This is a genomic window from Agrococcus sp. UYP33 (genome assembly GCF_054060915.1).
In genome coordinates this window covers 410,480-434,632 of record NZ_JBSSDR010000001.1, presented here as the reverse complement: position 1 = coordinate 434,632, position 24,153 = coordinate 410,480, and the positions used below count along the sequence as shown (strand labels likewise).

21 protein-coding genes are annotated in these 24,153 nt (G+C 73.6%); 12 read left to right on the top strand and 9 right to left on the bottom strand.

Annotated elements, in window-relative coordinates; translation table 11 throughout:
• Positions 1-9: 9 nt before the first annotated feature.
• Entirely contained in the window at positions 10-1,275 is a 1,266-nt protein-coding gene (locus tag ACVWW9_RS02080) for a class I SAM-dependent RNA methyltransferase (protein WP_456514188.1), read from the top strand.
• Between the two features lie 161 nt (positions 1,276-1,436).
• Here the strand turns inward: ACVWW9_RS02080 and ACVWW9_RS02075 are convergent, their stop codons facing one another.
• Entirely contained in the window at positions 1,437-2,576 is a 1,140-nt protein-coding gene (locus ACVWW9_RS02075) for an FAD-dependent monooxygenase (protein ID WP_456514187.1), read from the bottom strand.
• A 124-nt stretch (positions 2,577-2,700) separates the two neighbouring features.
• Here ACVWW9_RS02075 and ACVWW9_RS02070 point away from each other — a divergent pair, with 124 nt between their 5' ends.
• On the top strand, positions 2,701-4,773 hold the full coding sequence (locus tag ACVWW9_RS02070; RefSeq protein ID WP_456514186.1) for an acyltransferase family protein: 2,073 nt from the start codon (positions 2,701-2,703) through the stop codon (positions 4,771-4,773).
• Here the strand turns inward: ACVWW9_RS02070 and ACVWW9_RS02065 are convergent.
• From ACVWW9_RS02065 to ACVWW9_RS02055, 3 genes are all read right to left on the bottom strand, one after another.
• Positions 4,770-5,732 (bottom strand): DNA topoisomerase IB, encoded by a 963-nt coding sequence (locus ACVWW9_RS02065; RefSeq protein ID WP_354259053.1) that lies wholly within the window; start codon positions 5,730-5,732, stop codon positions 4,770-4,772. The genes ACVWW9_RS02070 and ACVWW9_RS02065 overlap by 4 nt on opposite strands.
• A gap of 76 nt (positions 5,733-5,808) precedes the next feature.
• Positions 5,809-6,009, bottom strand: coding sequence for an acyl-CoA carboxylase subunit epsilon (locus tag ACVWW9_RS02060; protein WP_456514185.1), 201 nt, complete (start codon positions 6,007-6,009; stop codon positions 5,809-5,811).
• On the bottom strand, positions 6,006-7,577 hold the full coding sequence (locus ACVWW9_RS02055; RefSeq protein ID WP_354261575.1) for an acyl-CoA carboxylase subunit beta: 1,572 nt from the start codon (positions 7,575-7,577) through the stop codon (positions 6,006-6,008). The genes ACVWW9_RS02060 and ACVWW9_RS02055 overlap by 4 nt, the downstream gene beginning before the upstream one ends.
• Before the next feature lie 156 nt (positions 7,578-7,733).
• Here ACVWW9_RS02055 and ACVWW9_RS02050 point away from each other — a divergent pair, with 156 nt between their 5' ends.
• From ACVWW9_RS02050 to ACVWW9_RS02030, 5 genes are all read left to right on the top strand, one after another.
• Positions 7,734-8,459 (top strand): biotin--[acetyl-CoA-carboxylase] ligase, encoded by a 726-nt coding sequence (locus ACVWW9_RS02050; protein WP_354259058.1) that lies wholly within the window; start codon positions 7,734-7,736, stop codon positions 8,457-8,459.
• A 17-nt stretch (positions 8,460-8,476) separates the two neighbouring features.
• Positions 8,477-8,977, top strand: coding sequence for a PH domain-containing protein (locus tag ACVWW9_RS02045; RefSeq protein ID WP_170165487.1), 501 nt, complete (start codon positions 8,477-8,479; stop codon positions 8,975-8,977).
• A 91-nt stretch (positions 8,978-9,068) separates the two neighbouring features.
• The gene (locus ACVWW9_RS02040) at positions 9,069-10,190 is read left to right on the top strand and encodes a 5-(carboxyamino)imidazole ribonucleotide synthase (protein ID WP_456514184.1); all 1,122 of its coding nucleotides are present in this window, start codon (positions 9,069-9,071) and stop codon (positions 10,188-10,190) included.
• Positions 10,191-10,387: 197 nt separating this feature from the next.
• Complete coding sequence (gene purE / locus ACVWW9_RS02035; RefSeq protein WP_456514183.1) at positions 10,388-10,891, top strand: 5-(carboxyamino)imidazole ribonucleotide mutase; 504 nt, start codon at positions 10,388-10,390, stop codon at positions 10,889-10,891.
• Positions 10,888-12,255 (top strand): LCP family protein, encoded by a 1,368-nt coding sequence (locus ACVWW9_RS02030; RefSeq protein ID WP_456514182.1) that lies wholly within the window; start codon positions 10,888-10,890, stop codon positions 12,253-12,255. Before purE ends, ACVWW9_RS02030 begins: the two co-directional genes overlap by 4 nt.
• Positions 12,256-12,270: 15 nt before the next feature.
• On the opposite strand, the gene ACVWW9_RS02025 is transcribed toward ACVWW9_RS02030, so the two are convergent.
• The 4 genes from ACVWW9_RS02025 to ACVWW9_RS02010 form a co-directional block, all read right to left on the bottom strand.
• Positions 12,271-13,230, bottom strand: a complete 960-nt coding sequence (locus ACVWW9_RS02025) for a glycosyltransferase family 2 protein (RefSeq protein ID WP_456514181.1) — start codon at positions 13,228-13,230, stop codon at positions 12,271-12,273.
• 2 nt (positions 13,231-13,232) lie between these two features.
• Positions 13,233-14,339 carry a glycosyltransferase family protein gene (locus tag ACVWW9_RS02020; protein ID WP_456514180.1) on the bottom strand — a complete coding sequence of 369 codons (1,107 nt, stop codon included), beginning with the start codon at positions 14,337-14,339 and terminating at the stop codon, positions 13,233-13,235.
• Positions 14,336-15,319, bottom strand: coding sequence for a dTDP-glucose 4,6-dehydratase (gene rfbB, locus ACVWW9_RS02015; protein ID WP_456514179.1), 984 nt, complete (start codon positions 15,317-15,319; stop codon positions 14,336-14,338). The genes ACVWW9_RS02020 and rfbB overlap by 4 nt, the downstream gene beginning before the upstream one ends.
• 62 nt (positions 15,320-15,381) lie before the next feature.
• On the bottom strand, positions 15,382-16,752 hold the full coding sequence (locus tag ACVWW9_RS02010; RefSeq protein WP_354259077.1) for a cell wall-binding repeat-containing protein: 1,371 nt from the start codon (positions 16,750-16,752) through the stop codon (positions 15,382-15,384).
• A gap of 104 nt (positions 16,753-16,856) precedes the next feature.
• Here ACVWW9_RS02010 and ACVWW9_RS02005 point away from each other — a divergent pair, with 104 nt between their 5' ends.
• Both ACVWW9_RS02005 and rfbA read left to right on the top strand, forming a co-directional pair.
• Positions 16,857-17,819 carry a hypothetical protein gene (locus tag ACVWW9_RS02005; protein WP_456514178.1) on the top strand — a complete coding sequence of 321 codons (963 nt, stop codon included), beginning with the start codon at positions 16,857-16,859 and terminating at the stop codon, positions 17,817-17,819.
• Positions 17,820-17,914: 95 nt separating this feature from the next.
• On the top strand, positions 17,915-18,799 hold the full coding sequence (gene rfbA, locus ACVWW9_RS02000; RefSeq protein ID WP_123696063.1) for a glucose-1-phosphate thymidylyltransferase RfbA: 885 nt from the start codon (positions 17,915-17,917) through the stop codon (positions 18,797-18,799).
• A 19-nt stretch (positions 18,800-18,818) separates the two neighbouring features.
• Here rfbA and ACVWW9_RS01995 read toward each other — a convergent pair whose 3' ends face one another.
• Positions 18,819-19,730, bottom strand: coding sequence for a glycosyltransferase (locus tag ACVWW9_RS01995; protein WP_456514177.1), 912 nt, complete (start codon positions 19,728-19,730; stop codon positions 18,819-18,821).
• A gap of 120 nt (positions 19,731-19,850) precedes the next feature.
• On the opposite strand from ACVWW9_RS01995, the gene ACVWW9_RS01990 reads away from it, so the two are divergent.
• The 3 genes from ACVWW9_RS01990 to ACVWW9_RS01980 are packed head-to-tail and all read left to right on the top strand — an operon-like array spanning position 19,851 to position 24,099.
• Positions 19,851-21,698 (top strand): rhamnan synthesis F family protein, encoded by a 1,848-nt coding sequence (locus ACVWW9_RS01990; protein WP_456514176.1) that lies wholly within the window; start codon positions 19,851-19,853, stop codon positions 21,696-21,698.
• Positions 21,695-22,912, top strand: coding sequence for an acyltransferase family protein (locus ACVWW9_RS01985; protein WP_456514175.1), 1,218 nt, complete (start codon positions 21,695-21,697; stop codon positions 22,910-22,912). The genes ACVWW9_RS01990 and ACVWW9_RS01985 overlap by 4 nt, the downstream gene beginning before the upstream one ends.
• Positions 22,909-24,099 (top strand): alginate O-acetyltransferase AlgX-related protein, encoded by a 1,191-nt coding sequence (locus ACVWW9_RS01980; RefSeq protein ID WP_456514174.1) that lies wholly within the window; start codon positions 22,909-22,911, stop codon positions 24,097-24,099. The genes ACVWW9_RS01985 and ACVWW9_RS01980 overlap by 4 nt, the downstream gene beginning before the upstream one ends.
• The last annotated feature ends 54 nt before the right edge of the window (positions 24,100-24,153 follow it).

Sequence of the window (24,153 nt, the reverse complement as noted above, 5' to 3'; positions counted from 1 at the left end):
GATGGAGGCATGTCCGCACCCCACGCGCCCCGAGGCCAGGTCGAGCCCGGCCAGATCGTCGAGCTCACGATCGACAACGTCGCCCACGGCGGCCGATTCGTCGGCCGCCATGAGGGGCGCGTCGTGTTCGTGCCCGACACGATCCCCGGCGAGACCGTGCGCGCGCAGGTCGTCGAGGTGAAGAAGTCGTTCGCGACCGCGGTCGCGCTCGGCGTCGTCGAGGCGAGCCCCGACCGGGTGCCGCACGTGTGGGCCGAGGCAGCCATCGACCGGGCGCCGCTCGAGCGCGCCGGTGGGGCCGAGTTCGGGCACATCGCGCTGCCGCGACAGCGGCAGCTGAAGCAGCGGGTCATCGAGGACGCGCTCGAGCGCACCGGCGGCATGCAGCGCGAGGTGCCGGTGGCAGCGGCGCCCGGCGACGACGCGCGGGGCGGCCTCGCGTGGCGCACGCGAGTGCGCCTGCACGTCGACGACCGCGGTCGCCAGGGGCCGTTCGCGCCGCGCAGCCACGAGGTCGTGCCGGTGACGAGCCTGCCGCTCGCGACCGAGGGCATCCAGCGCTCGGCGCAGCTCGACCAGCGGCTGCCGCGCGTCACGGCCGTCGACTACGTCGAGTGGAGCGAGGGCGAGGTGGACGTCATCGCGATGGAGGGCGAGCCGGAGCGCGGCCGCACCGACACGATCGTCGAGACGGTCGGCGAGCGCGAGTTCCAGCTCGACCGCTCGGGGTTCTGGCAGGTGCACCGCGAGGCGCCCGCCGTGCTCACGGATGCCGTCCGTCGCGCGATCGACACCGACCGCGTCGACGCGGGCGGGTGGAGCCTCGACCTCTACGGCGGCGTCGGCCTCTTCGCGGCCACCGTCGCGGAGGCGCTGGGGGAGCGCACGCGCATCACGAGCGTCGAGGCCGACGAGGTGGCGACCGATCACGCGAGCGAGAACCTCGCGGAGTGGCTGGGCGCGAGCGCCGAGACGGGCAAGGTCGACCGCTGGCTGCGCGAGCTCGGCCAGCGCGCGAGCCGCGCCGAGCGCGAGCGCCTGGCGCGCGGGCTCATCGTGCTCGACCCGCCGCGCGCGGGCGCCGGCCGCGAGGTCATCGAGCAGGTCGTCGGCCTCGAGCCCGGCCAGATCGTCTACGTCGCGTGCGACCCCGTCGCGCTCGCGCGCGACGCGAAGCTGCTCGGCGAGGCCGGCTGGCAGGTCGAGTCGCTCGAGGCGTTCGACCTGTTCCCGCACACGCACCACGTCGAGGCCGTGGCGTCCTTCCGCCGCTAGGGGCTCCCGCCGCCCGGCTCCAGGCGCACGACGCAAGCCCTCGAGCGCATCCTCGCGACGGAGCCGGCACTGCTGCGCCGCGTGGCGCTGATCGCGCCGGCGGGGCTTGCGTTGTGCGCTGGGGCCTGAGCTGAGCGGCCGAGGGGGAGCGGCGCTCCGCCTCAGCTCGCCTTGGTGACGCCGCCGGCCGCGCGCGCGACGAGGTGCGCGACGCCGGGGATCGCGGCTGCCCGCCACATCGCGCGGTTGCCCTCGAGCTCGATGCGCGTGTGCGGGGCGAACGTCGCCTGCACGCGTCGTCCCCGCGCCTGCTCGCGCTCGACGATGGGCCGCCAGTCGCGCTCGTAGGCCGCGAGCCCCGCGGTCACGTCGCTCGGATGCCGCGCCCACGCGAGCTCCTCCGCGAGCCGCTCCGCACCGGCGATGGCGAGCGAGGCGCCCTGGCCCGCGACGAGTGAGACGGCCGCGCACGCGTCGCCGAGCAGCACGACGCGCCCTCGCACCCACGGCTCGACGACCGTCTGCGCGACATGGTCGACGTAGGGCTCGCGGATGCCGCGCACCGCGCGCCGGCCGAGCGCACCCATCCCGGCGATGGACGCGCGCGCCTGCGCGGGCGTCACGCCCCGCAGCACGGCGAAGCCGGTGACGCCCGACGCGCCGAGCGGCGCCATCACGAGCTGCCGGTCGAGCTCGACCTGCATCGCGACCCGGCCGCCGAGGTCGGCCGAGAGCTCGGCGTCCTCGCCGATCCACGCGACCGCGAGCAGGTCGCCGAGCGGCCGCACGAACTGCTCGTGCGGCCCCCAGAGCAGCCGCCGCACTCGCGAGCCGACCCCGTCGGCGCCGACGAGCACGTCGGCCTCGAGCCGCTCGCCGTCCGAGAGCAGCACCTGCACGCGGGTGCCGTCTTCGTGCGCGGTCTCGATCTGCGCGCCCCAGCGCATCCGCACGCCCTCGGGCAGCGACGACTGCAGCGCCTCGACGATCTGCGGGCGCAGGATGGTGAGGTAGCGCCCCGCGACCGCCTGCTCGACGACCGACATCGGCAGCCTGCCGCGCACGCGGCCGGCGGCGTCGACCGACCGCAGCTCGCCGTACCACTCGGCGCGAGCGCGGAGCGCGGGCAGCAGCCCGAGCCGCTCCGCCGCCGCGAAGCCCTGCCCGAAGAAGTCGATGAGGTAGCCGGATGCGCGCGGCGCGCGGGCGCGCTCGACGACGTCGACGGTCCACCCGTCGAGCGCCAGCCTGCCCGCCAGCGCGAGCCCGGCGACACCGGCGCCGGAGACGATCGCGTGCATGTGCGCACGCTAGCGCTCGCGGCTCTCACCAGGCAGGGAATCGGCCGCCGCTGCGGCCCCCGGTAGGATGGCTCCTCGGCGCGCGCTCGCGCCGACGCATCCCATCACCGGACACCAAGGGGCCATGGCAGCGCAGTCGAAGGATCGCAGGCTCGACATCCAGGGTCTCCGCGCCATCGCCTCCCTGCTCGTCGCGAGCTACCACATCTGGTTCGGCAACGTCTCCGGCGGCGTCGATGTCTTCTTCGCGATCGGCGGCTACCTGCTCGCCATGAGCCTCATGCGCGAGCTCGAGCGCACCGGCGGCGTGCACGTGCCGAAGACGCTCTGGCGCACCGCGCAGCGCCTGTTCCCGATGGCGGTGATCGTGCTCGTCGTCGTCGGCACGATCGCGCTCGTCTTCTCCGGCCCGCTCGGCATCGACCGCGTGATGACCGACATCCTCGCCTCCGCCACCTACTGGGAGAACTGGCGACTCGCGGCCGACGCGACCGACTACGTCGCCGCCGGTCACGACAAGTCGGCGTTCCAGCACTTCTGGGCGATGGGTGCCCAGGGGCAGTTCACGGCGATGTGCATCATCGCGGCCGGCCTGTTCGCGCTCGTGGCGAAGGCGACGCGGATGCGCGACGCGCGCCTGTGGTTCGGCGTCGTCCTCGGCGCGGCCGCGGTCGCGTCGTTCGTGTTCGCGCTCGTGCAGCTGTCGATCGACCCGGTCCCGACCTACTACGACACGTTCGCGCGCACGTGGGAGCTCGCGCTCGGCGGCTTCGCCGCGCTCGTCGTGACGCGCATCCCGCTGCACCGCGTGGCCCGCATCCTCATGGGCGTCGTCGGCATCGCGCTCGTGCTCACCGCCGGCCTGCTGCCGCCCGAGTGGCAGCAGCCCGGCTGGGTCACGCTCTGGCCGGTCGCGGGCGCGCTGCTCATCCTGCTCGCCGGCGAGGGCGACCAGGGCGCGCCGGTGACCCGGCTGCTGCGCCTCAAGCCGCTCGTCTGGCTCGGGGGCATCTCCTACGGGCTCTACCTCTGGCACTGGCCGGTGCTCAAGGGCTTCATCGCCTTCTTCCCGACCGCCGGGCTCGAGATCGACGCGCTCGAGGGCGCCGCGATCCTCGCGCTCTCGATCGGGCTCTCGTACGGGTCCTACCGCCTCATCGCGCTGCTGCACCGACCGAGCAGGCGCCGCGTCGAGGCGGCGGCACCCACGGGGCGGCCGGCGCGCGGCCGACCGCTGCTCGCGTACGCGCTGCCGGTCGTCGCCGCGATCAGCGCCGTGGGCATCGTCGTCGCACCGCTCCTGCAGCGCGCGGCGGTCGCCGAGGCGGCGGCGACGAACCCGGTCGCCGCCGACGACGACGAGCTCGCCCGCTGGATCGCGGAGGCCGTGGCGACGCCGTCGGCGCCCTCGCCCGGCGCCGTCGTCGGCGAGGACGGCCGCTCGGCCGAGTGGCTCGTCGACGACTGCCTCACCGTCGGCCCCGATCAGCAGGCGCAGTGCCGCTTCGACGACTCCGAGAGCGACCGCGAGGTCTGGATCGTCGGCGACTCGCAGGCCGTCACCTGGTCGCCCGCGGTGCGCGGCGCGCTCGGCGGCTCCGCCGACGTGCAGCTGCTCGGCCGCGAGATGTGCCCGTTCTCGAGCGGCCCGGCCGTCGAGCAGCAGATCGGCGACTTCATGCGCGTGTGCGATGCGCACGCCCGCACCGTGCTCGAGCTGGCCGCGGAGCGGCTCCCCGAGCTCGTCATCATCAGCTACGGCGCCTGGTGGGTGGGCGAGGGCTACGAGGATCGCGCCGCCGACACCGGCGACCAGCTCGCCGCTGGCACGCTCGCGTACGCGGAGCAGCTGCACGCGCTCGGCATCCGCACGCTCTGGCTCGACAGCCCGCCGCCCGGGCCGGAGCCGGATGCCTGCATCGAGGCGCACGCGGCCGGCACGCCGCTCGACGCCTGCGCGATCGCGCTGCAGGATGCGCAGATCGCACGCCACGAGACGCTCGACGCCGGGCTCGAGGCGGGCGGGGTCGCCGTCGTCGACACGCTCGGCTGGTTCTGCGACCCGGGGACCGGCACGTGCCCGAGCATCCTGCAGGGCGTGCCGACGTGGGTCGACCGCACCCACATGGGTGCGGCGGCGTCGACGATGCGCCAGCAGGTCGTCGCCGACGCGATCGCGCCGCTGCTGCAGGACTAGCGCAGCAGGTCGAGCAGCGCGCGCTCGCGCGAGCCGGTGAGCCCGATCGTCGCGCCCGCCTCGAAGCGCGCGAAGACCTCCGGGTCGATGTAGCTCGCGCGCGCGACCGACGGGGTGTTGCCGAGCGCCTGCGACACCTCGACGACCGCGGCGCGCACCGCGCGCGCCCTGGCGGTCTTCGTGCCGATGTCGCGAGCGCGGGCGAGCGCGACGGCGGCCACGATCGTGCCGTGCAGGGTGCGGAAGTCCTTCGCGGTGAACTCGCCGCCGGTCGCCTCGCGCACCGCGTCGTTGAGGTCGACGTCGCGGAGCGGATGCATGCCGTCGGCGTCGCGGAAGGCGAGCAGGCGGGACGTGCGGGAGCGCCCCGCCATGAGCTCCTCGACGCAGCGCGCGAGCGCCGGGTCCTCGATCGTGACGTCGAAGCGCTGCCCCGACTTCGCCGGGAAGCGCAGCCGCACCGAGTCGCCCGTGACGGTCGCGTGTCGGCACAGCAGCGTCATGAGCCCCCGCGACCCGCGCTCCTCGGCGTAGGTGTCGCCGCCCGCGCGGATCGCCACGGTGTCGAGCATGCGCAGCGCGGCCGCGAGCACGCGCTCGCGCGGGAGTCCTTCGCGCTCGAGATCCAGCGTGACCCGCCGTCGCATCGCCGGCAGCGACTCGGCGAGGCTGAGGGCGCGCTCGTGCTTCGCGCGGTCGCGCCGCTCGCGCCAGTGCGGGTGGTAGCGGTACTGCGTGCGGCCGGCGTCGTCGACGCCGATCGCCTGGATGTGCGCGAGCGGGTCGGCTGCGATCCAGACGTCCTTCCAGGCGGGCGGCACCGCGAGCGACTCGGCGCGCTCGCGCTCCTCGCGCGTGACCGGCCGCCCGTCGTCGTGCCGGTACGACCAGCCGCGCCCCGACCTGCGCCGCCGGATGCCGGCATCCGATCGCGGACGTGCCTTTCGCAGCCTCACCATGGGGGCGATGCTAGCCGCGGGGTGCCGGGAGGCCGCCTGGGGCCGGGCTGCGCCCGACGGGGTCCGCGCCCGGCGTTCAGCGGCGCGCGCCGCGCCCGGTGTCGGCGCGAGCCCGCGACTGCCACTCGCTCTCGGTGTCGAGCACGCGACGGTGCTTGGTCTCGGCCCACTCCTCGGCCATGCCGAGCAGCACGGCCTCGACCGCCGCGCGCTCCTCGTCGGTGGGCGAGCCGCCCACCACGGTCATGATGGGCTCGGATGCGTCCGCGTCGCTCACAGCGGGATGTTCCCGTGCTTCTTCTCGGGGCGCTGCACGCGCTTCGTGCGCAGCGCGCGGAAGGCCCGCGTGATCATGACGCGCGTCTCGGCAGGCTCGATGATGCCGTCGAGCTCGCCGCGCTCGGCGGCGAGGAACGGCGAGGCGACGTTGTAGGTGTACTCGCTCGCGAGGCGCTTCCGCACCTCCGCCACGTCGTGGCCCGCGGCCTCGGCGTCGCGGATCTCGTTGCGGTACAGGATGTTCACCGCGCCCTGGCCGCCCATCACCGCGATCTCGGCCGACGGCCACGCGACGTTGATGTCGGCGCCGAGCTGCTTCGAGCCCATGACGATGTAGGCGCCGCCGTAGGCCTTCCGCGTGATGACGGTCACCATCGGCACGGTCGCCTCGGCGTAGGCGTAGAGCAGCTTCGCGCCGCGGCGGATGACGCCCGACCACTCCTGGTCGGTGCCGGGCAGGTAGCCGGGCACGTCGACGACGGTCAGGATCGGGATCGAGAACGAGTCGCAGAAGCGCACGAAGCGCGCGGCCTTCTCGCCCGCCTCGATGTTGAGCGTGCCCGCCATCTGCTTCGGCTGGTTCGCGATCACGCCGATCGTCCGACCCTCGAGACGACCGAAGCCGATCACGATGTTCGGGGCGTACAGCGGCTGCACCTCGAGGAACTCGCGGTCGTCCATGAGCGTCTCGATGATGCCCAGCACGTCGTAGGGCTGGTTCGGCGAGTCGGGGATGATCGTGTTGAGGCGGCGGTCGCTGTCGTTGACGACGCGCTCCGCCGCGTGGTCGTAGGCGGGCACCTCCGACTGGTTGTTGTCAGGCAGGTAGGCCAGCAGCGCGCGCACGTAGTCGAGGGCGTCGTCCTCGTCGGCGGCGAGGTAGTGGCTCACGCCCGACACCGTGTTGTGGGTGCGGCCACCGCCGAGCTCCTCGAAGCCGACCTCCTCGCCCGTGACCGTCTTGATGACGTCGGGGCCGGTGACGAACATGTGGCTCGACTTGTCGACCATGATCACGAAGTCGGTGAGCGCGGGGGAGTAGACGGCGCCGCCGGCGGCCGGGCCCATCACGATCGAGATCTGCGGGATCACGCCCGAGGCGGCGGTGTTGCGCTTGAAGATCTCGCCGTACTTGCCGAGCGCGACGACGCCCTCCTGGATGCGCGCGCCGCCGGAGTCGAGCATGCCGACGATGGGCACGCCCACCTTCATCGCGTAGTCCTGGATCTTGATGATCTTCTCGCCGGCGACCTCGCCGAGCGAGCCGCCGAAGGTGGTGAAGTCCTGGGCGTAGACGGCCACGCGCCGACCGTGGACGGTGCCGATGCCGGTCACCACCGCGTCGCCGTAGGGGCGGTTGCCCTCCATGCCGAACGCCGTGGTGCGGTGCCGCACGTAGGCGTCGAACTCGACGAACGAGCCCTTGTCGACGAACTGCTCGATGCGCTCGCGGGCCGTCTTCTTGCCCTTCGCGCCCTGCCGCTGCTTGGCCTTCGACTCCTTGTCGGTCACCGCCTCGCGGTGCCGCAGGCGGAGGTCGTCGATCCGCTCGGCCGTCGTCGACATGGGCGCAGCAGCAGTGGTCTCGTCGGTCACGGATGCCACTCTAGACGGCGCCCCATGCCCGGCCTTTGTGGACTCCCACAGCGTCCTGCCGCGGTCCGGTGGTGATCCTCTCCATCTGCGGCCGCTACAGGGCGCCCCTCGTCCTAGGCTGGAGCCATGCTCTTCCCAGGCGCGTCGAGTGCCGGCACGGTCATCGAGCTCGGCACGGTCGGCTCGACCTTCGACGCCGTCGACGAGCGCGCGGAGCACCTCACGACCTGGGCGACGCTCGACCAGCGGGCCGGCCGCGGCCGCCTCGGCCGCGAGTGGGTCTCACCGGCCGGCAAGTGCCTCGCGGCGACCGTGCTCGTGCGCACGAAGCGGCTGAGCGAGGAGGCGATCGGCTGGCTGCCGCTCGCCGCCGGCCTCGCGCTCGCCGACGCGCTCGACCCGCTCGTCGCCGACCGCGCCTCCCTGAAGTGGCCGAACGACGTGCTCGTCGAGGGCAAGAAGGTCGCCGGCATCCTGTGCGAGCGCCGCAGGACCGGCGTCGCGGTCGGCTTCGGCGTCAACCTCACGCTCACCGCCGCCGAGCTGCCGACGGCGCAGGCGACCTCGCTCACGCTCGAGGGCGCCGAGGGCTCCGCGCCCGTGCTCGCCGACGCCATCCTGTGCGGCGTGCTGCGCTCGCTCGGCGCGCTGCTGCCCGCGCTCGGCACCGAGGCGCTGCGCGCGGCGGTCGCCGCCGACCTCAGCACGATCGGCCGCGACGTGCGCGTCGCGCTGCCCGCCGGCGAGCTCGTCGGCCGCGCCGTCGGCCTCGGACCGCACGGCGAGCTGCAGGTCGACACCGACGACAGGATCGTCGACGTGCGGGCGGGCGACGTCGTGCACGTGCGCTGATGCGAGATGATCGTCCCGTGTCGACCGGCGAGGAGCGCGTGATCGCGCGCATGCGACCGCACGCGCGCGTGCTCATCGTGCCGGTGCTCGTGCTGTGGGGCTGCGCCGGCCTCGTCGCGCTCCTGCTCGACCGGGTCGACTGGCCGCTCTGGAACGTCGCCGTGCTGACCGTCGCCGGGCTCGTGACGGGGCTGCTCACGCTCGTGCCAACGCTCGCCTGGCTCTCGCGCGCCTTCGTCTTCACCACCGAGCGCGTCATCATCCGCGGCAGCTTCGGCGGCACGCGGCGCGAGACGATGCTCTCCCGCGTGCACGACGTGACGGTGCGCCGCCGCGGCCTGCAGGCGCTCTTCGGCGCCGGCGACGTGCTGCTGTCGACGGGCGGCGACCGCGCCGTCATCCTCGCCGACGTGCCGAGCGCATCCCTCGTGCAGCGCATGCTGTCCGAGCAGCTCGGCGCCCGCGGCATCGTCGTCCCCGACGCCGGCGACGGCGCCACCACCATCGCGCGCGGCTGACGCGCCGGCTACGAAGGAGCTCCATGAGGATCGCCGTGATCGGATGCGGCCGCGCCGCGATGCACGCCGCAGCGGATGCGGGGCGAGCGGCATGATCGTCGGCGTGGTGGGCGGCGGGCAGCTGGCCCGCATGATGATCCCGGCGGCTGTCGAGCTCGGCATCGAGCTGCGCGTGCTCGCGGAGGCCGAGGGCATGTCGGCGGCGCTCGCGGCGACGGCCGTCGGGGACTACCGCGACGTCGACGCGGTGCTCGCGTTCGCCGCCGACGTCGATGTCGTGACGTTCGACCACGAGCACGTGCCGCAGGAGGTGCTGCGCGCGCTCGTCGACGCCGGGCACGCGGTGCATCCGGGCCCGGACGCGCTGCGGTTCGCGCAGGACAAGCGGGCGATGCGGGAGCGCATGGCCGAGCTCGGTGCACCGCAGCCCGACTGGGCGCCCGTCGACGGCGTGGAGGACCTCGAGCGCTTCCTCGCGGACCACGGCGGCGTCGGGGTCGTGAAGACAGCCACCGGCGGCTACGACGGCAAGGGCGTGCGCGTCGTGCGCGACGCGACGGAGGCGGCCGACTGGCTCGCCGGTGCCGCCTCGGGCGGTCCGCAGCTGCTCGTCGAGGAGCTCGTGCCCTTCCGGCGCGAGCTCGCGCAGCTCGTCGCGCGCCGCCCGTCGGGCGATGCGGTCGTGTGGCCGCTCGTGCAGACGGTGCAGCGCGACTCGATCTGCGCCGAGGTGCTCGCGCCGGCGCCGCACGCGTCGCGCATCCAGCCGCTCGTCGACGACATCGCGCGCTCGATCGCCGAGGGGCTTCAGGTCACCGGCGTGCTCGCGGTCGAGATGTTCGAGACCGACGACGGCCGCGTGCTCGTGAACGAGCTCGCGATGCGCCCGCACAACTCCGGCCACTGGACGATCGACGGCTCGGTGACGAGCCAGTTCGAGCAGCACCTGCGCGCGGTGCTCGACCTGCCGCTCGGCTCGACGGCGATCCTCGCCCCGGCCAGCGTGATGATCAACGTGATCGGCGGTCCCGCCTCCGGTGCGATGGCCGACCGCTACGCGGCGGCGCTCGCCTCCCACCCGGACGTGAAGGTGCACTCCTACGCGAAGGCGACGCGCCCCGGCCGCAAGGTGGGCCACGTGACCGCGATCGGCGATGACATGGACGAGGTCGCCTACCGCGCCCGAGCGGCGGCAGCCCACTTCGACGCCTGACCCGCGCGGGCCAGCGCTGGAGCCGCCCACCACGGGTGGCTCCGCCAGCGACGGGTGGGGCTGCCCGCGCGGGGTGGGCCTGCCGCGCCACCCCTCGCGGGTGCGGGCACCTGTCGGCTCGGGTCCGGATGCGGGCGAGGCGGACCGCGGCGGCGAGGCGTCGGAGGGAGGGTGCTGGCGCGCGTACCCTTGACGCCATGCCTGCGCAGGTCAGCATCATCATGGGATCGGACTCCGACTGGCGGGTCATGGAGGCGGCGAAGGTCGCGCTCGATGAGCTCGGCGTCGCCTCCGAGGTCGACGTCGTGTCCGCGCACCGGACCCCGCAGAAGATGGTCGACTTCGCCCGCGGCGCGGCCGACCGCGGCGTGCGCGTCATCATCGCCGGCGCCGGTGGGGCGGCGCACCTGCCCGGCATGGTCGCGTCGATGACGCGCCTGCCCGTCATCGGCGTGCCGGTGCCGCTCGAGCGGCTCGACGGCCTCGACAGCCTGCTCTCGATCGTGCAGATGCCCGCGGGCATCCCGGTCGCCACCGTCTCGATCGGCGGCGGCCGCAACGCCGGCATCCTCGCCGCGCGCATCCTCGGCTCGAGCGACCCCGCCGTCGCCGAGCGCCTCGACGCCTTCGCGGCCGACCTCGAGCAGCAGGTCGACGCCAAGGCGCAGGCGCTCCGCGACCGCGTGGACGCGGGCACATGACGCTGCTGGAGACCGGCACACCGATCCGCCACCCGGCGGTCGACCGCCCGGAGGTCATGCAGCGGCGCGGCTGGTGGCTCGTGGGGGTCGGCTTCCTGCTGCCCGGCAGCGCCCAGGTGCTCGCCGGCAATCGCCGCCTCGGCCGCTTCGGCATCGGCGCGACCATCGTGCTGCTCGTGCTGCTGCTCGTCGCCGCGATCGGATGGTTCGCCTGGCGCAGCGCGCTGCTCACCGTCGTCGCGAACTCGATCGGCCTGCTCGTCGTCGAGGCGCTCCTCATCGGCTACGCGATCCTCTGGCTCGTGCTCGGCTTCGACACCCTGCGGCTCGCGCGGCTGCCGAAGGTCGTGGGCGGCGCCCGCGCGGGCATCGCCGCGCTGTCGATCATCGCGACGATCGCGCCGGCGGCGCTCGCGGGCTACGGCGCGACGATCGTCGACGCATCCCGGGGCCTCGTCTCCGACCTGTTCGACTTCGCCCGCCCCGCGGTCGAGCCCGTCGACGGCCGCTTCACGTTCCTGCTGCTCGGCGGCGACGCGGGGGAGGACCGCCAGGGCCTGCGCGCCGACTCGATGACCGTCGTGACCGTCAACGCCGAGACCGGCGCTGCGACGATGATCGGCGTGCCGCGCAACCTGCGCAACGCGCCCTTCTCGGAGGGCTCGCCGATGTGGGGGCCGTACCCGAACGGCTTCGACTGCGAGTCGAGCGACTGCTACCTCAACGGCACCTACACCTACGGCGAGGGGCACCCCGAGCTCTACCCCGACGCCGTCGCGAACGGCTCGAGCCCGGGCATCGAGGCGACGCGCGACGCGGTCGAGGGCGTCACGGGCCTCGAGCTGCAGTTCTTCGTGCTCGTCGACATGCACGGCTTCTCCGACCTCGTGGATGCGCTCGGCGGCGTGGAGCTGACCGTCACGGACCGGGTGCCGATCGCGATCGAGGGCGGCCCGGTGGAGGAGTGGATCGAGCCGGGCGTGCAGCGCATGGACGGCTACCACGCGCTCTGGTACGCCCGCAGCCGCGCCGGCTCCTCGGACTACGCGCGCATGGAGCGCCAGCGGCAGGTGCAGGAGGCGGTGATCTCGCAGTTCACCCCCGAGACGCTGCTGACGAAGTACTCGCAGCTCTCCGCCGCGGGCCAGGACATGGTGCAGACCGACGTGCCGCAGTCGATGATCGGCTCGCTGTCGGAGCTCGCCCTGCAGACGCGGCAGCTGCCCATCACGAACCTCGAGCTCGTGCCGGACTCCGGTGTCAACACCGGCGATCCCGACTTCGACCAGATCCACGCGATGGTGCAGGCGTCGCTCGCGGAGGCCGACGCGATCGTGCCGCCGACCGGGACGCCCCAGCCCTAGGAGCGCGCGCGGCCGTCAGTCGCCGTGCTGCTCGAGCAGGTCGCGGGCGATGTCGATCGCGCCGCGCGAGAAGCGCGCGTAGCGCCCGGCCGCGACGCCGCGCAGCACCCCGGGCACCCGCAGCAGCCGGGGGCGGGGGAGCGCCGCGCGGTCTCGCTCGTGGCGCGCCTTCTCGACGAGCGCCTCGAGGTCGGCGCCGCTCGCGAGCCCGCGACGGGTCGCCTCGGTCGCGAGCGACGTCGCCCGCTGGGCCTTCAGCGCGTGCTTGCCGGAGTCGGCCTCGAGCACCCGCCGCAGCTTGTCGGCGGCCCCGAGCCGGCGCACGCCGATCTGGTTGCCGCCGTGCTGGCGGTAGTCGATCGTCTGCTCGGGCACGAACCGCACGCCGTCGCCCAGCGCGGCGCACATCGCGAGCCACTCGTCGTGGATCCAGCCTGCTGGGATGGGGAGCGCCGCCATCGCGGCGCCGCGCCGCACGATCGCGGTGGCGCCGGTGACGAGGTTGCGCCGCAGGAGCGCCTGGACGGCGCGCCCGTCGGCCATCGCCGCGCGCTCCCACGCGCTCATCTCGAGCGACTCGGCGAGCGTCGCGCCGAGCGGGGCGCCGTCGGCGTCGACGAGCCGCGCATCCGAGTGCACGAGCGCGACGCCCTCGAGGTGCGGCAGCAGGCGCTCGAGCCGGTCGGGCTGCCACACGTCGTCCTGGTCCGAGAGCGCCACGACGTCGCCGGTGGTCGCGGCGATCGCATCCGCGAAGTTGCCCGCGACGCCGAGGGCGACCGCGTGGTGCCGGATGCGGATCGGCACATCGGTCTCGGCGGCGACCGCCCGCACGATGTCGAGCGTGCGGTCGGTGGACGCGTCGTCGCCGACGACGATCTCGGCGACCGGCACCGTCTGCGCCAGGATGCTGCGCAGCTGCTCCTCGATCCAGCGCTCGCCCTGGTGGGTGCACAGCGCGACGGAGACCCGCACGGTCACAGCTCCGCGTGCAGCCGCCACACCTGCTGGGCGGCGGCCTCCCACGTGAACGCCCGCGCGCGGTCCATCGCGTGCATCGCGAGCCGCTCGCGCTCCGCGTCGTCCGCGAGCAGCCGCCCGAGCGCCGCGGCGAGCTCGTGCGGGCCGCCCTCGACCGGCACGCTCGCGTCGCCGGCGATCTCCTGCAGCGAGCGGTTGGCGGGATGCACGGTGGCCGTGCCGAGCGCGGCGGCGTCGAGCAGGCTGAGGCCGAGCGCGTCGAGCTCGGAGACGTGCAGGTGCGCGAGCGCGCGGTGGTGCGCGATCGCGAGCTGCGTCGCGTCGAGGTCGCCGAGCATCACGAGCCGCCCGGGCGGGAGCCCCGCCTCGACGGCCATCGCCGCGAGCGTCGACTCGCCCCACTGCACGGGCCCCGCCACGACGACCCGCACATCCGGCATCGACGAGCTCGCGACGGTCTCGATGAGCGCCTCCGCCTGCCCGCGCGCACCGGGCGCCGTCATCGCGAGCACGTACTCGTCGGGCAGCGGCAGGGTGCTCGAGGCGCCCCGGTCGGCGGGCAGCGACTGCGCGACGATGGGCGCCGGGTGCACGACGCGCACCCGGTCACCGAGGTCGTGCAGCAGCTGCAGATCCTCGGCGACGGCGGTCGACGGCACGACGATCCCGTCGGCACGGCGGAGCGCCCGCCGCAGCGCGCGGTCGAACCAGCGCTGCTTGCGCTCGGAGCGGTCGGAGAGCGGGTGCAGGCCGTGCACCGTGACGGTGACCTGGTCGCCCGGCTCGGGCTCGCGCACCATCGGCGCCAGCAGGCTCGTCGAGTGCACGAGGCCGCGCACCGGCAGCGTCGTGAGCGAGTGGAGCCACGCCTGCCGCAGCTCGCGCGCGGGCATGGCCGTCTGCCGCAGCTCGCCGATGCCGGGGAGCAGCTCGCGGATGCGCTGCTCGCGGCCGTCGCTCACCTTGGCCGACATCGCGGCGACGTCGAAGCCCGACGGCGCGGTCGTGGCGAGCGCATGCGTGAGCGCGGCGGCGTAGCGGCCGACGGTCGTGGGGCTTCGCTCGCCGACCTCGTCGAGCACCACCGTGAGGCGGCCGTTCACAGCGCTGCCCGCTCCTTGAGCGGCTCCCACCAGCTGCGGTGGTCGCGGTACCACTGCACGACGTCGGCGATGCCCTGCTCGAACGGCACCTGCGGCGCGTAGCCCAGCTCGTCGGCGATCTTCGTCGCGTCGACCGCGTAGCGGCGGTCGTGGCCCTTGCGGTCGACCGCGGGCTCGACGGCCGACCAGTCGCGCCCGGTCGCCTCGAGCAGCAGCTCGGTGAGGCGGCGGTTCGTCAGCTCGGTGCCGCCGCCGATGTTGTAGACCTCGCCGGGGCGGCCGCCGGTGAGCACGAGCGCGATGCCGCGGCAGTGGTCGTCGACGTGGAGCCAGTCGCGCACGTGCTCGCCGTCGCCGTAGAGCGGCACGCCCAGGCCGTCGATGAGGTTCGTGACGAAGAGCGGCACGAGCTTCTCGGGGAAGTGGAAGGGCCCGTAGTTGTTCGAGCAGCGCGTGATGCGCACGTCGAGGCCGTGGGTGCGGTGGTACGAGCGCGCCAGCAGGTCGCTGCCGGCCTTCGACGCCGAGTAGGGGCTGCTCGGCTCGAGCGGGCTCTGCTCGGTCCACTCGCCCTCGTCGATCGAGCCGTACACCTCGTCGGTCGAGACGTGGATGAAGCGACGCACGTCGTGGCGGAGCGCCGCGTCGAGCAGCCGCTGGGTGCCGACGACGTTCGTCTCGACGAAGATCGACGCGTCGCGCACCGACCGGTCGACGTGGCTCTCGGCCGCGAGGTGCACGACGGCGTCGACGCCCGGCATGATGCGGTCGAGCAGGCCGATGTCGCGGATGTCGCCGTGCACGAACGCGTAGCGCGGATGCCCGGCGACCGACGCGAGGTTCGCCGGGTTGCCGGAGTAGGTCAGGGCGTCGAGCACGGTGATCGCCGCGCCCTCGAGCCCGGGCAGGCGGTGCTCGAGCGCCATCCGCACGAAGTTCGAGCCGATGAAGCCGGCGCCGCCGGTCAGGAGGATCTTCACGAGGAGGCTGGCCTAACGGTCGAGGTCACGTCCGGCCGAGTCTAGCCGTCGCGCACCCGGCGTCAGCGCGTGCCGAAGTCCAGCACGTAGTACCAGGAGCCGTTCGAGCCGCGGTCGATGCCGATGCCGATGTGGGTGAAGCTCGCCCGCTCGATGTTCAGCTTGTGCGCCGGGGACGCCATCCAGGCGCTCATGATGCGCGCGGCGTCGGGGCTCGAGCCCATCGTGCGGCCGACGTTCTCGCCCCAGCCGCGCAGCGAGCACGCGCGTGCCTCGGCAGTGAGCGACGGGTTGTGCGCGGAGCCGGTGAGGTTGCCGGCGGCCATCGCGCTCGCCCAGCCGCCCGCCATCCGCGAGAGGCAGCCGTCGAGCGCGAGCGGTGCCCGTCCGGCGGCGGCGCGGGCCGCGTTGATGCGGTCGAGCAGGTCGGAGGCGGAGGCGTTGAGCGCAGCGCACGGCACGAGCTCGGCGGCGACGGGGGAGACGGTGTTCACGCCGCCCAGCACCGTCGTGCCGGTGCTCGCGATGCGGCGCTGCTCGGCGGCCACGGAGCCGCTCGTCGCGCAGCTCGGGTCGGTGAGGTAGAGCGACTCGCCGCGGATGCCCGCGTAGACCGCCCCGACGAGGCCGTCGGGGAAGTCGGCGCCGCTCGTGAGCACGAGCTGGCCGCCGCTGCCGGTGCGGGTGAAGGCCTGGTTGATCTGCACCGCGGTCTCGTAGCGGTCCGCGCCGGGGAAGCGGTCGACCGCGCGCCCCGTGCTCGCGAGCATCGACTGCACGTCGGCGCTGACGCTGCCCGTGCTGCCGGGGATGTGGAAGCGCTGCACGCCGCCGATCCGAGCAGTGACCTGCTGCCGGAACCCGGCGTCGGCGCCGAGGGTGAGCACGAGGGCGTGGCCCTCGCGCGCCGCGACGGCGCCGGCGGCGAGCGCGTCCGGGAAGCTGTAGCCGCTCGCGACCCAGATGTCGGTGACGGCCGCGCCCTCGTCGCGCATCCGGTCGAGCAGCAGCATCGAGGTCGCGACGCGGTCGGCGCCGCCGATGCGGGTGACGGTGCGCGCACCGGTCGCGGCGGCCTGTGCCGCGACGTCGGCGGAGAGGGACGCCTCCGAGCCGATGAGCACGATCTCGCTGGGCGCGAGCCTGCGCAGCTCGTCCTGCACGATCTGCGGGATGCCCTCCGGGCGCACGAGCAGGAGGTGCGCGTCCTCGGCCGCGGCGACCGGCGCGGCAGCGAGCGCGTCAGGGAACGCGGTGCCGGATGCGAGGAAGACGGTGTCGGTCGCGGGGAGGCGCTGGGAGGCGAGCACGCTCGTCTCGAAGCGGTCGTCGCCGTCGAGGCGGGCGGTGGCGGCCTGCGCTGCGGGCGCGGAGCCCAGCAGGGTCGACGCGACCAGGCCGATCGTGGCGATGGCGGCAAGTGCATAGCGCACGATGGGCTCTCCTCGTTCGTGACACGCGGGGGACAACTGCAACAGCCTCTCGGCTGTTTCCCAGCCGTGTCAAGTACTGCGCATGAGATCGCTATCGTGTCGGCATGCCCCCATCGCTGCTCGCGCGTTCGCGATCGACCGCGCGGCGGGCCCTCGCGAGGGTGATCGGCGTGCCGCTGCACGAGCACCCGACCGCAGCCCAGGACGACCGGCCCTCGCCCGCGCTGCTGCGCGAGATCGCCGCGCTCCGGCGGTCGAACCTGCTCTCCCGCGCGCGCGTCGTCGACCCCGCGGGCGAGGCGGTCGTCACCATGACGACGCACGGCGATCGCATCCGCCTCGCCTGGGTCGCGCTCGAGTCGATCGCCCGCGGCGAGCGGCTGCCGCGCCGGCTCGTGCTGTTCCTCGACGAGCCGGAGCTCGCCCGTCCGCTGCCCGCGCCGCTGCGCCGGCTGCAGCGCCGCGGCCTCGAGATCCTGCCCGCTGCGCCGGGCCTGCGCGTGCACGCGAAGTACTGGCCCCACGTCGTGAGCACGGCGCGGCACGAGCTGCCGCTCGTGGTCGGCGACGACGACATGATCTACCCGCGCCGCTGGCTGCGCGTGCTGACGGATGCGCACCGCGCGCGGCCCGAGCTCGTCCACGGCTTCCGCGTGCACGAGATGCAGTGCGCCGACGGCGCGCTGCGCCCGTACCACCTGTGGATGCCGGCGAGCGGGACGGCCCCGAGCTTCGCGCACTTCGGCACCGGCGTCTCGGGGCAGATCCTCCCGACGGCGCTGCTCGACCGCCTGCACGAGCGTGGCGAGGCGTTCCTCGAGCGGTCGCCGCGCGCCGACGACGTCTGGATCAACGCGACGGCGGTCGGCCTCGGCATCCGCACCGCGCAGGTCGAGGAGCAGGCCAGGAACTTCCCGTTCGTGCCGGCGACGCAGGCGACCGGGCTGTACCAGCTGAACGTCGCGGGGCGCGAGAACGACCGGCAGCTGGCCCGATCGCTCGAGCCCGCCGACGTCGCGCGCATCTGCGCCGACTTCGCCACGATCCAGGCGGCGCGCGAGGGCTGAGGCCGCGCTCCGCCGCGGCGGAGCCCGACGCCCCGCCTGGCCCGCGGGTTAGACTCGCTCGGACGCGGCCGGGTGGCCGCAGAGGGGCAGGGCACGTGCGCGGCATCATCCTGGCTGGCGGCTCGGGCACGAGGCTGTGGCCGATCACGAAGGGCATCTCGAAGCAGCTGATGCCCATCTACGACAAGCCGATGGTCTACTACCCGCTGTCGACGCTCATGATGGCCGGCATCCGTGAGGTGCTCGTGATCACGACCCCCGAGTACAACGAGCAGTTCCGCGCACTGCTGGGCGACGGCTCCGGCCTCGGCATGGACATCCAGTACGCGGTGCAGCCCTCGCCCGACGGCCTTGCCCAGGCGTTCATCATCGGCGAGGAGTTCATCGGCGACGAGTCGGTCGCGCTCGTGCTCGGCGACAACATCTTCCACGGCACGGGCCTCGGCTCGAGCCTGCGGGCGCACGCGGAGGTCGACGGCGGCGTCATCTTCGCCTACCAGGTGGCCGACCCCACCGCCTACGGCGTCGTCGAGTTCGACGACGACTTCAAGGCCATCTCCATCGAGGAGAAGCCGGCCGAGCCCAAGAGCGACTACGCCGTGCCTGGCCTCTACTTCTACGACAACGACGTGATCGAGATCGCGAAGACGATCGAGCCCTCCGCGCGCGGCGAGCTCGAGATCTCCACCGTCAACGAGCGCTACCTCGACGCCGGCAGCCTGCAGGTGCAGGTGCTCGACCGCGGCGTCGCGTGGCTCGACACCGGCACCTTCGAGTCGATGATGCAGGCGAGCGAGTACGTGCGCGTGATCGAGGACCGCCAGGGCTTCAAGATCGGCTGCATCGAGGAGATCGCCTGGCGCGCCGGGTGGATCGACGACGAGCAGCTCGAGCGCCTCGCGCAGCCGCTCGTGAAGAGCGGGTACGGTCGCTATCTCGTGCGGCTGCTCGAGCGGGAGCGCTCGCGCGCCCGCAGCTGAGCCGAGCTGCGGGCTCGGCTCACCAGACGCCGAGCAGCAGCATCCCGGCGAGCGCGATCCGCTCGGAGCCGCGCCGCCGGAGGCTGCCGATGCCGCGGAGCAGCGCGAGCCGCGCGCGGGCGTCGCCGCGCTCGAGCAGGGCGGCGAGCGCCGCGAGGCGCGCGCGCTGCTCGCCCTCGGCGACGCGCGACGCGATGCGCGCCACGACCGCGGCCTCGCGCCGGAAGCCGCCGGAGCGCATCCGTCGCAGCCGCGTGCGCGCCTGCGACCAGCCGAGGTTCGCGCCCGTGTCGTTCGCGGCGTGCTGCCGGTAGTCGATGACGGGCGAGGGGTCGATGTGCCAGCGCATGCCGGCGGCGCGCACGATCGCGTAGACGAGCCAGTCGTGGATCGGCGCCGCGTCGGCCTCCGGGTCGGTGCGCACGACGTGCCGCACGAGGTCGAACGCGGCGGGGGAGAGCACGAACGTGCAGCCCGGTCCCGCGCTCTCGAGCACGAAGTCGAGCGAGCGCTGCGGCTGCGCCTTGTCGAGCAGCACCCGGCGGTCGTCGTCGTAGACGGCGATGACGTTGGCGCTCACCGCGTCGGCGGTGCGCAGCTGCTCGAGCTGGGCAGCGAGCCTGCCCGGGTTCCAGACGTCGTCCTGGTCGGAGAACGCGATCGCCGCGGCGCCGTCGACGGGCGCGTCGCGGATGAGCCGCAGGAAGTTGGCGTGGGCCGAGCCGTACGCGCCGGGCGGCAGCTGCAGGATGCGCGGGTCGTCGGCGAGCTCGTCGAGCAGCGCGGGCGTCGCGTCGGTCGACCCGTCGTCCGAGACGACGATGCGCACGTCGACGCCCTGCTGGGCGAGGATCGAGTCGACCTGCTCGCGGAGGAAGGCGGCGCCGTCGTGGGTCGCCAGCAGCACGACGACGAGCGGTCGATCCGGCACGGCACCTCCCAGGCAGCACCCGCGCGCGTGCCGCGGGCCCGCCCAGCCTAGCCGCTGGCGCGCGGTCGGTACCCTGGAGGGCGGCGCGAGCGATTCGCGTCGGTGAGCGAGGTCCCTTTCATGCGCAGAGCGGTGTTCTTCCTGGTCTACGACCCCGACGGACTCGTCGGCGAGCACGTGACCCACCACCTGCGGGCGCTGCGGCCGCACGTCGACGAGATCGCCATCGTCTCGAACTCGGCGCTCACGACCGAGAGCCGCGTCGCGCTCGAGGCCGTCGCCGACAGCGTCTGGGAGCGCGAGAACACCGGCTTCGACGTCGGCGCCTACCGCGACATCCTCGAGCGCCACGGCGACCGCATCGCCGACTTCGACGAGATCGTGCTCATGAACTACACGTTCTACGGGCCGATCGGCTCGTACGACGAGCTCTTCGAGCGCATGGACGCATCGGACGCCGACTTCTGGGGCGTGACCGACCACGCCGAGGTGCGACCGCATCCCTACACCGGCACGGGCGTCATGCCCCGGCACATCCAGTCGCACTGGATCGCGGTGCGACGCCGCATGGCGACGAGCGACGCGTGGCGCGAGTACTGGTCGACGATGCCGGTGATCGACTCCTACGAGGCCTCGATCATCCAGCACGAGTCGCGCTTCACGAGCTGGTTCGAGGAGCGCGGCTTCCGCTCCGAGACGGCCTTCCCCGCCTCCGACTACGGCGCGCAGCACCCGGTCTTCGACGTGCCGACGCAGATGATCGACGCGGGCCTGCCGATCGTCAAGCGCCGACTGTTCTTCCACGACCCGCTCTACCACGACAGCCTCGCGGTCATGCCGCGCGACGTCGAGGACCGGATGCGCGCGGCCGGCTACCCGATGGAGCTCGTCTACCGCGACATGGCGCGCACGTCGAAGCCCCGCGACCTCGCGACGAACCTCGCGACGCTCGAGATCATGCCCGACGTCGACACGGGCGACGCCGACGTGTCGGGGCTCCGCATCGGCGTGCTCGCGCACCTCTACTACGACGACATGCTCGACGAGATCCTCGCCCAGGCGGCCAACCTGCCCGCGGGCTGGACGCTCATCGCGACGACCGACACCGACGAGAAGCGCGCCCGGCTCGAGGCGGCGCTCGAGGCGGCCGGACGCACGGGCGACGAGGTGCGGGTGGTCGGATCCAACCGGGGTCGCGACGTCTCCGCCTTCCTGCTCGGCTGCCGCGACGTGCTGCTGTCGGACCGCTTCGACCTCGTCGTGAAGCTGCACTCCAAGCGCAGCCCGCAGAACGGCGCGGGCCCCGCCGCGCACTTCAAGGCGCACCTCTTCGAGAACCTGCTCGGCTCGCCGGGCTACGTGCGCAACCTGCTGCGCCTGTTCGAGGCGCGGCCTGGGCTCGGCATGGTGTTCCCGCCGATGATCCACTCGGGCTTCCCGACCATGGGGCGCGGCTGGTTCGCCAACCGCGAGCCCGCGGCGCAGCTGGCCGCGCGCCTCGGCATCCGCGTGCCCATCGACGACCGCAGCCCGCTCGCGGCGTACGGCTCGATGTTCATCGCCCGGCCGGCGGCGCTCCGGCTGCTGCTCGACGCAGACTTCGCGTGGGAGGACTTCCCGACCGAGCAGGGCTACGAGGACGGCGGGCTGCCGCACACGCTCGAGCGGCTGTTCGGCTACGCCGCGCTCGGCGCCGGCTTCGAGGTGCGGAACGTCATGACGACGCGCAACGCCGCGGTCAGCTACATGCGGCTCGAGTACAAGCTCGACGCGATGTCACACGGCGTGCCGGGCTGGCCGCTCGAGCAGATCGCCTGGGTGCAGGCGCACGTGCGCGGCTCGCACGGCATCGCCGGCATCAAGCGCGCGATCGCCGACGCGAGCCCGGGCACCGCCCGCGCGCTGCTCGTGCCGTTGCGCGCCGCGCGCGTCGCCCGCCGGGGTGCCCGACGGGTGCTCGGCCGGTGACCGCCGTCACCCTCAAGGAGTCGTTCGACCCGCGCGCGAACAGCATCGGCTTCATCCGCTGGCTGCTCGCGTTCGCGGTCATCTTCAGCCACGCGGGTCCGCTCGGCGGGTTCTACGGGGGCCACGACCTCGGCTCGCAGATCTCCGACGAGCAGTCGCTCGGCGGCGTGGCCGTCGCCGGCTTCTTCTTCTTCTCCGGCTTCCTCATCACGCTCTCGCGCATGGGCCGGTCGACGATCTTCCGCTACATGTGGCGGCGCGCGATGCGCATCTTCCCCGCGTTCTGGGCAGCGCTGCTCGTGACCGCGTTCCTGTTCGCGCCGATCGCGTGGACGCTCGAGACCGGCTCGATCGACGGCTACTGGGATGCGCCGACGCAGTCGCCGTTCACCTACTTCCTCTCGAACGTCTGGCTCATGCTCGGCCAGCGCAACATCGCGGAGGCCGGCTCGACCCTGCCCTACGCGCAGCTGCACGGCGGCTACGACTGGAACGGCTCCGCCTGGACGCTGCAGTACGAGTTCTTCGCGTACATCATCGTGGGGCTGCTCGGCCTCGTCGGCGTGCTCGCGTACCGGTGGCTGACGACGCTGTTCGCCACCGCGATCCTGCTGCTCAACGCGCTGCAGTGGTCGGGCGCAGGCGACGTCGCCGCGTGGTTCCCGATCTTCGCCGACCCCTTCATGCTGATGTTCCTCGCGCCGTTCGCCTTCGGCATGCTGTTCGCGATGTGGCAGCACGTCATCCCCATCGACGACCGGCTCGCGCTCGGAGCGCTCGCGCTCGCGATCGCCTCCTACGCCTTCGGCGGCTGGAACATCTGGGGGATGCACGCCTTCTCGTACTTCCTGATGTGGTTCGCCGTGCGCGCGACGAAGCTGCAGCACTGGGAGAAGCACGGCGACCTCAGCTACGGCGTCTACATCTTCGCCTGGCCGCTCATGCAGCTCGGCGCCGCCGCGGGCCTCCACACGCTCGGCTGGTTCGTCTACCACCTCGTGATCATCGTCGTGGTGCACGTGCTCGCCTTCGGCTCGTGGCACCTCATCGAGAAGCCGGCGATGAGCCTCAAGAACTGGACGCCGCGCTGGCTGCGGCGCGTGGTCGACCGCTGGGTCGACCCGGCCTGGAACAGGCTCGCCGACGGTCTCGTCGACCCGAGGTTCTCCTCGACGCCGCGCGCCGCGCGCCGGCGGGCGGAGGTCTCGGCGTGAGCGCGCTGCGGGAGCTGCCCCCGGACCAGGAGGTGAAGCCGTCGCACTGGTCGCGGCTCCGGCTCGTGCCGCTCATCGTGCTGTTCCTGCTCGCGGCGGTGGCGCTCGCGGGCGGCTACATCTGGAAGGCGACGAACCCGTACGGGGTGGCGCTGCCCGAGCCCACTGCGGCGCCGGGGCAGCCGCTGCCCGAGGCCTGCACGCCGGCGTTCCAGCGCGAGGGCGCGAGCGACGCCTGGACGGCCGACCCGGCAGCAGCGGAGGCCGCGTTCCAGGCGCACGACGCCGACCTGCAGGGCTACTACGTCGAGGGGGAGGGCGGCCACCTGTTGCTCGGCGAGCCGCACTCCGAGAACATCTCGCAGGCACTCGGCCGCTTCCAGCTGACCGCCGACCGGGTCGAGGCGTGGAACGGCTACCTCGCGAACATGCGCGCGACGCTCGAGGCCGATGGCCGCGAGCTGCTCGTGCTCGTCGCCCCCGCGAAGTGGGAGACGGTGCCGGAGGCGCTGCCGGCGTGGACGGAGGGGCTGCTCGGGCCGACCGTGCTCGACCAGCTGCTCACCGCGCATCCGGAGCTGCCGATCGTCGACGTGCGCGCGGCCATGGAGGCCGCCGACGACGAGACCCCGCTGTACAGCCCGCTCAACAGCCACTGGACGGACTACGGCGCGTGGGTCGCGTTCGACGCGCTCGCCGGCTGCCTGCGGCAGGCGTCGCCGGCGCTCGCCGACGTCGAGGCGCCCGCCGTGACCGGTGTCGAGCGCACGACCGACCACAGCGAGTACGGCGCTGCCGGCTGGACAGGGGAGCCCGGCGAGGACTGGACCGTGCCGGTCTACGCCGAGCCGGCTTCCGCGATGGAGGTCACGTACGCCGACGGGTCGACCGAGACGCTCGAGTCGACCGCGCAGCTCGACATGCTGCAGCTGCCCGCGACCACCCGTACGGCCGACGCGTCGACCGACCACACCGCGCTCGTGCTGCGCGACTCGACCGGCAACGGCTTCGGCCCGCCGCTGCAGGCCGCCTTCGCCGAGACGATGCAGGTCGTCCACGCGCTCGACCGGCCGGCTGACATGCCGGATGCGCCGGCACTCGCCGCCGAGATCGACGCGGATGTCGTGCTGCTCGTCATGACCGAGCGGTACCTCGCGCTCGTCCCCGGCGTCGGGCCCGTGCCGTGAGCCAGGGCCCCGACGGCGGCCGGTGGCTGACGCCCCGGTGCTACCCTGATCCAT

Coding starts and splice junctions, on each gene's coding strand:
- ACVWW9_RS02080 (WP_456514188.1), top strand. CDS start 10: ATGTCCGCACCCCACGCGCCCCGAGGCCAGGTCGAGCCCGGCCAGATC.
- ACVWW9_RS02075 (WP_456514187.1), bottom strand. CDS start 2,576: ATGCACGCGATCGTCTCCGGCGCCGGTGTCGCCGGGCTCGCGCTGGCG.
- ACVWW9_RS02070 (WP_456514186.1), top strand. CDS start 2,701: ATGGCAGCGCAGTCGAAGGATCGCAGGCTCGACATCCAGGGTCTCCGC.
- ACVWW9_RS02065 (WP_354259053.1), bottom strand. CDS start 5,732: ATGGTGAGGCTGCGAAAGGCACGTCCGCGATCGGATGCCGGCATCCGG.
- ACVWW9_RS02055 (WP_354261575.1), bottom strand. CDS start 7,577: ATGTCGACGACGGCCGAGCGGATCGACGACCTCCGCCTGCGGCACCGC.
- ACVWW9_RS02050 (WP_354259058.1), top strand. CDS start 7,734: ATGCTCTTCCCAGGCGCGTCGAGTGCCGGCACGGTCATCGAGCTCGGC.
- ACVWW9_RS02040 (WP_456514184.1), top strand. CDS start 9,069: ATGATCGTCGGCGTGGTGGGCGGCGGGCAGCTGGCCCGCATGATGATC.
- purE (WP_456514183.1), top strand. CDS start 10,388: ATGCCTGCGCAGGTCAGCATCATCATGGGATCGGACTCCGACTGGCGG.
- ACVWW9_RS02030 (WP_456514182.1), top strand. CDS start 10,888: ATGACGCTGCTGGAGACCGGCACACCGATCCGCCACCCGGCGGTCGAC.
- ACVWW9_RS02005 (WP_456514178.1), top strand. CDS start 16,857: ATGCCCCCATCGCTGCTCGCGCGTTCGCGATCGACCGCGCGGCGGGCC.
- ACVWW9_RS01990 (WP_456514176.1), top strand. CDS start 19,851: ATGCGCAGAGCGGTGTTCTTCCTGGTCTACGACCCCGACGGACTCGTC.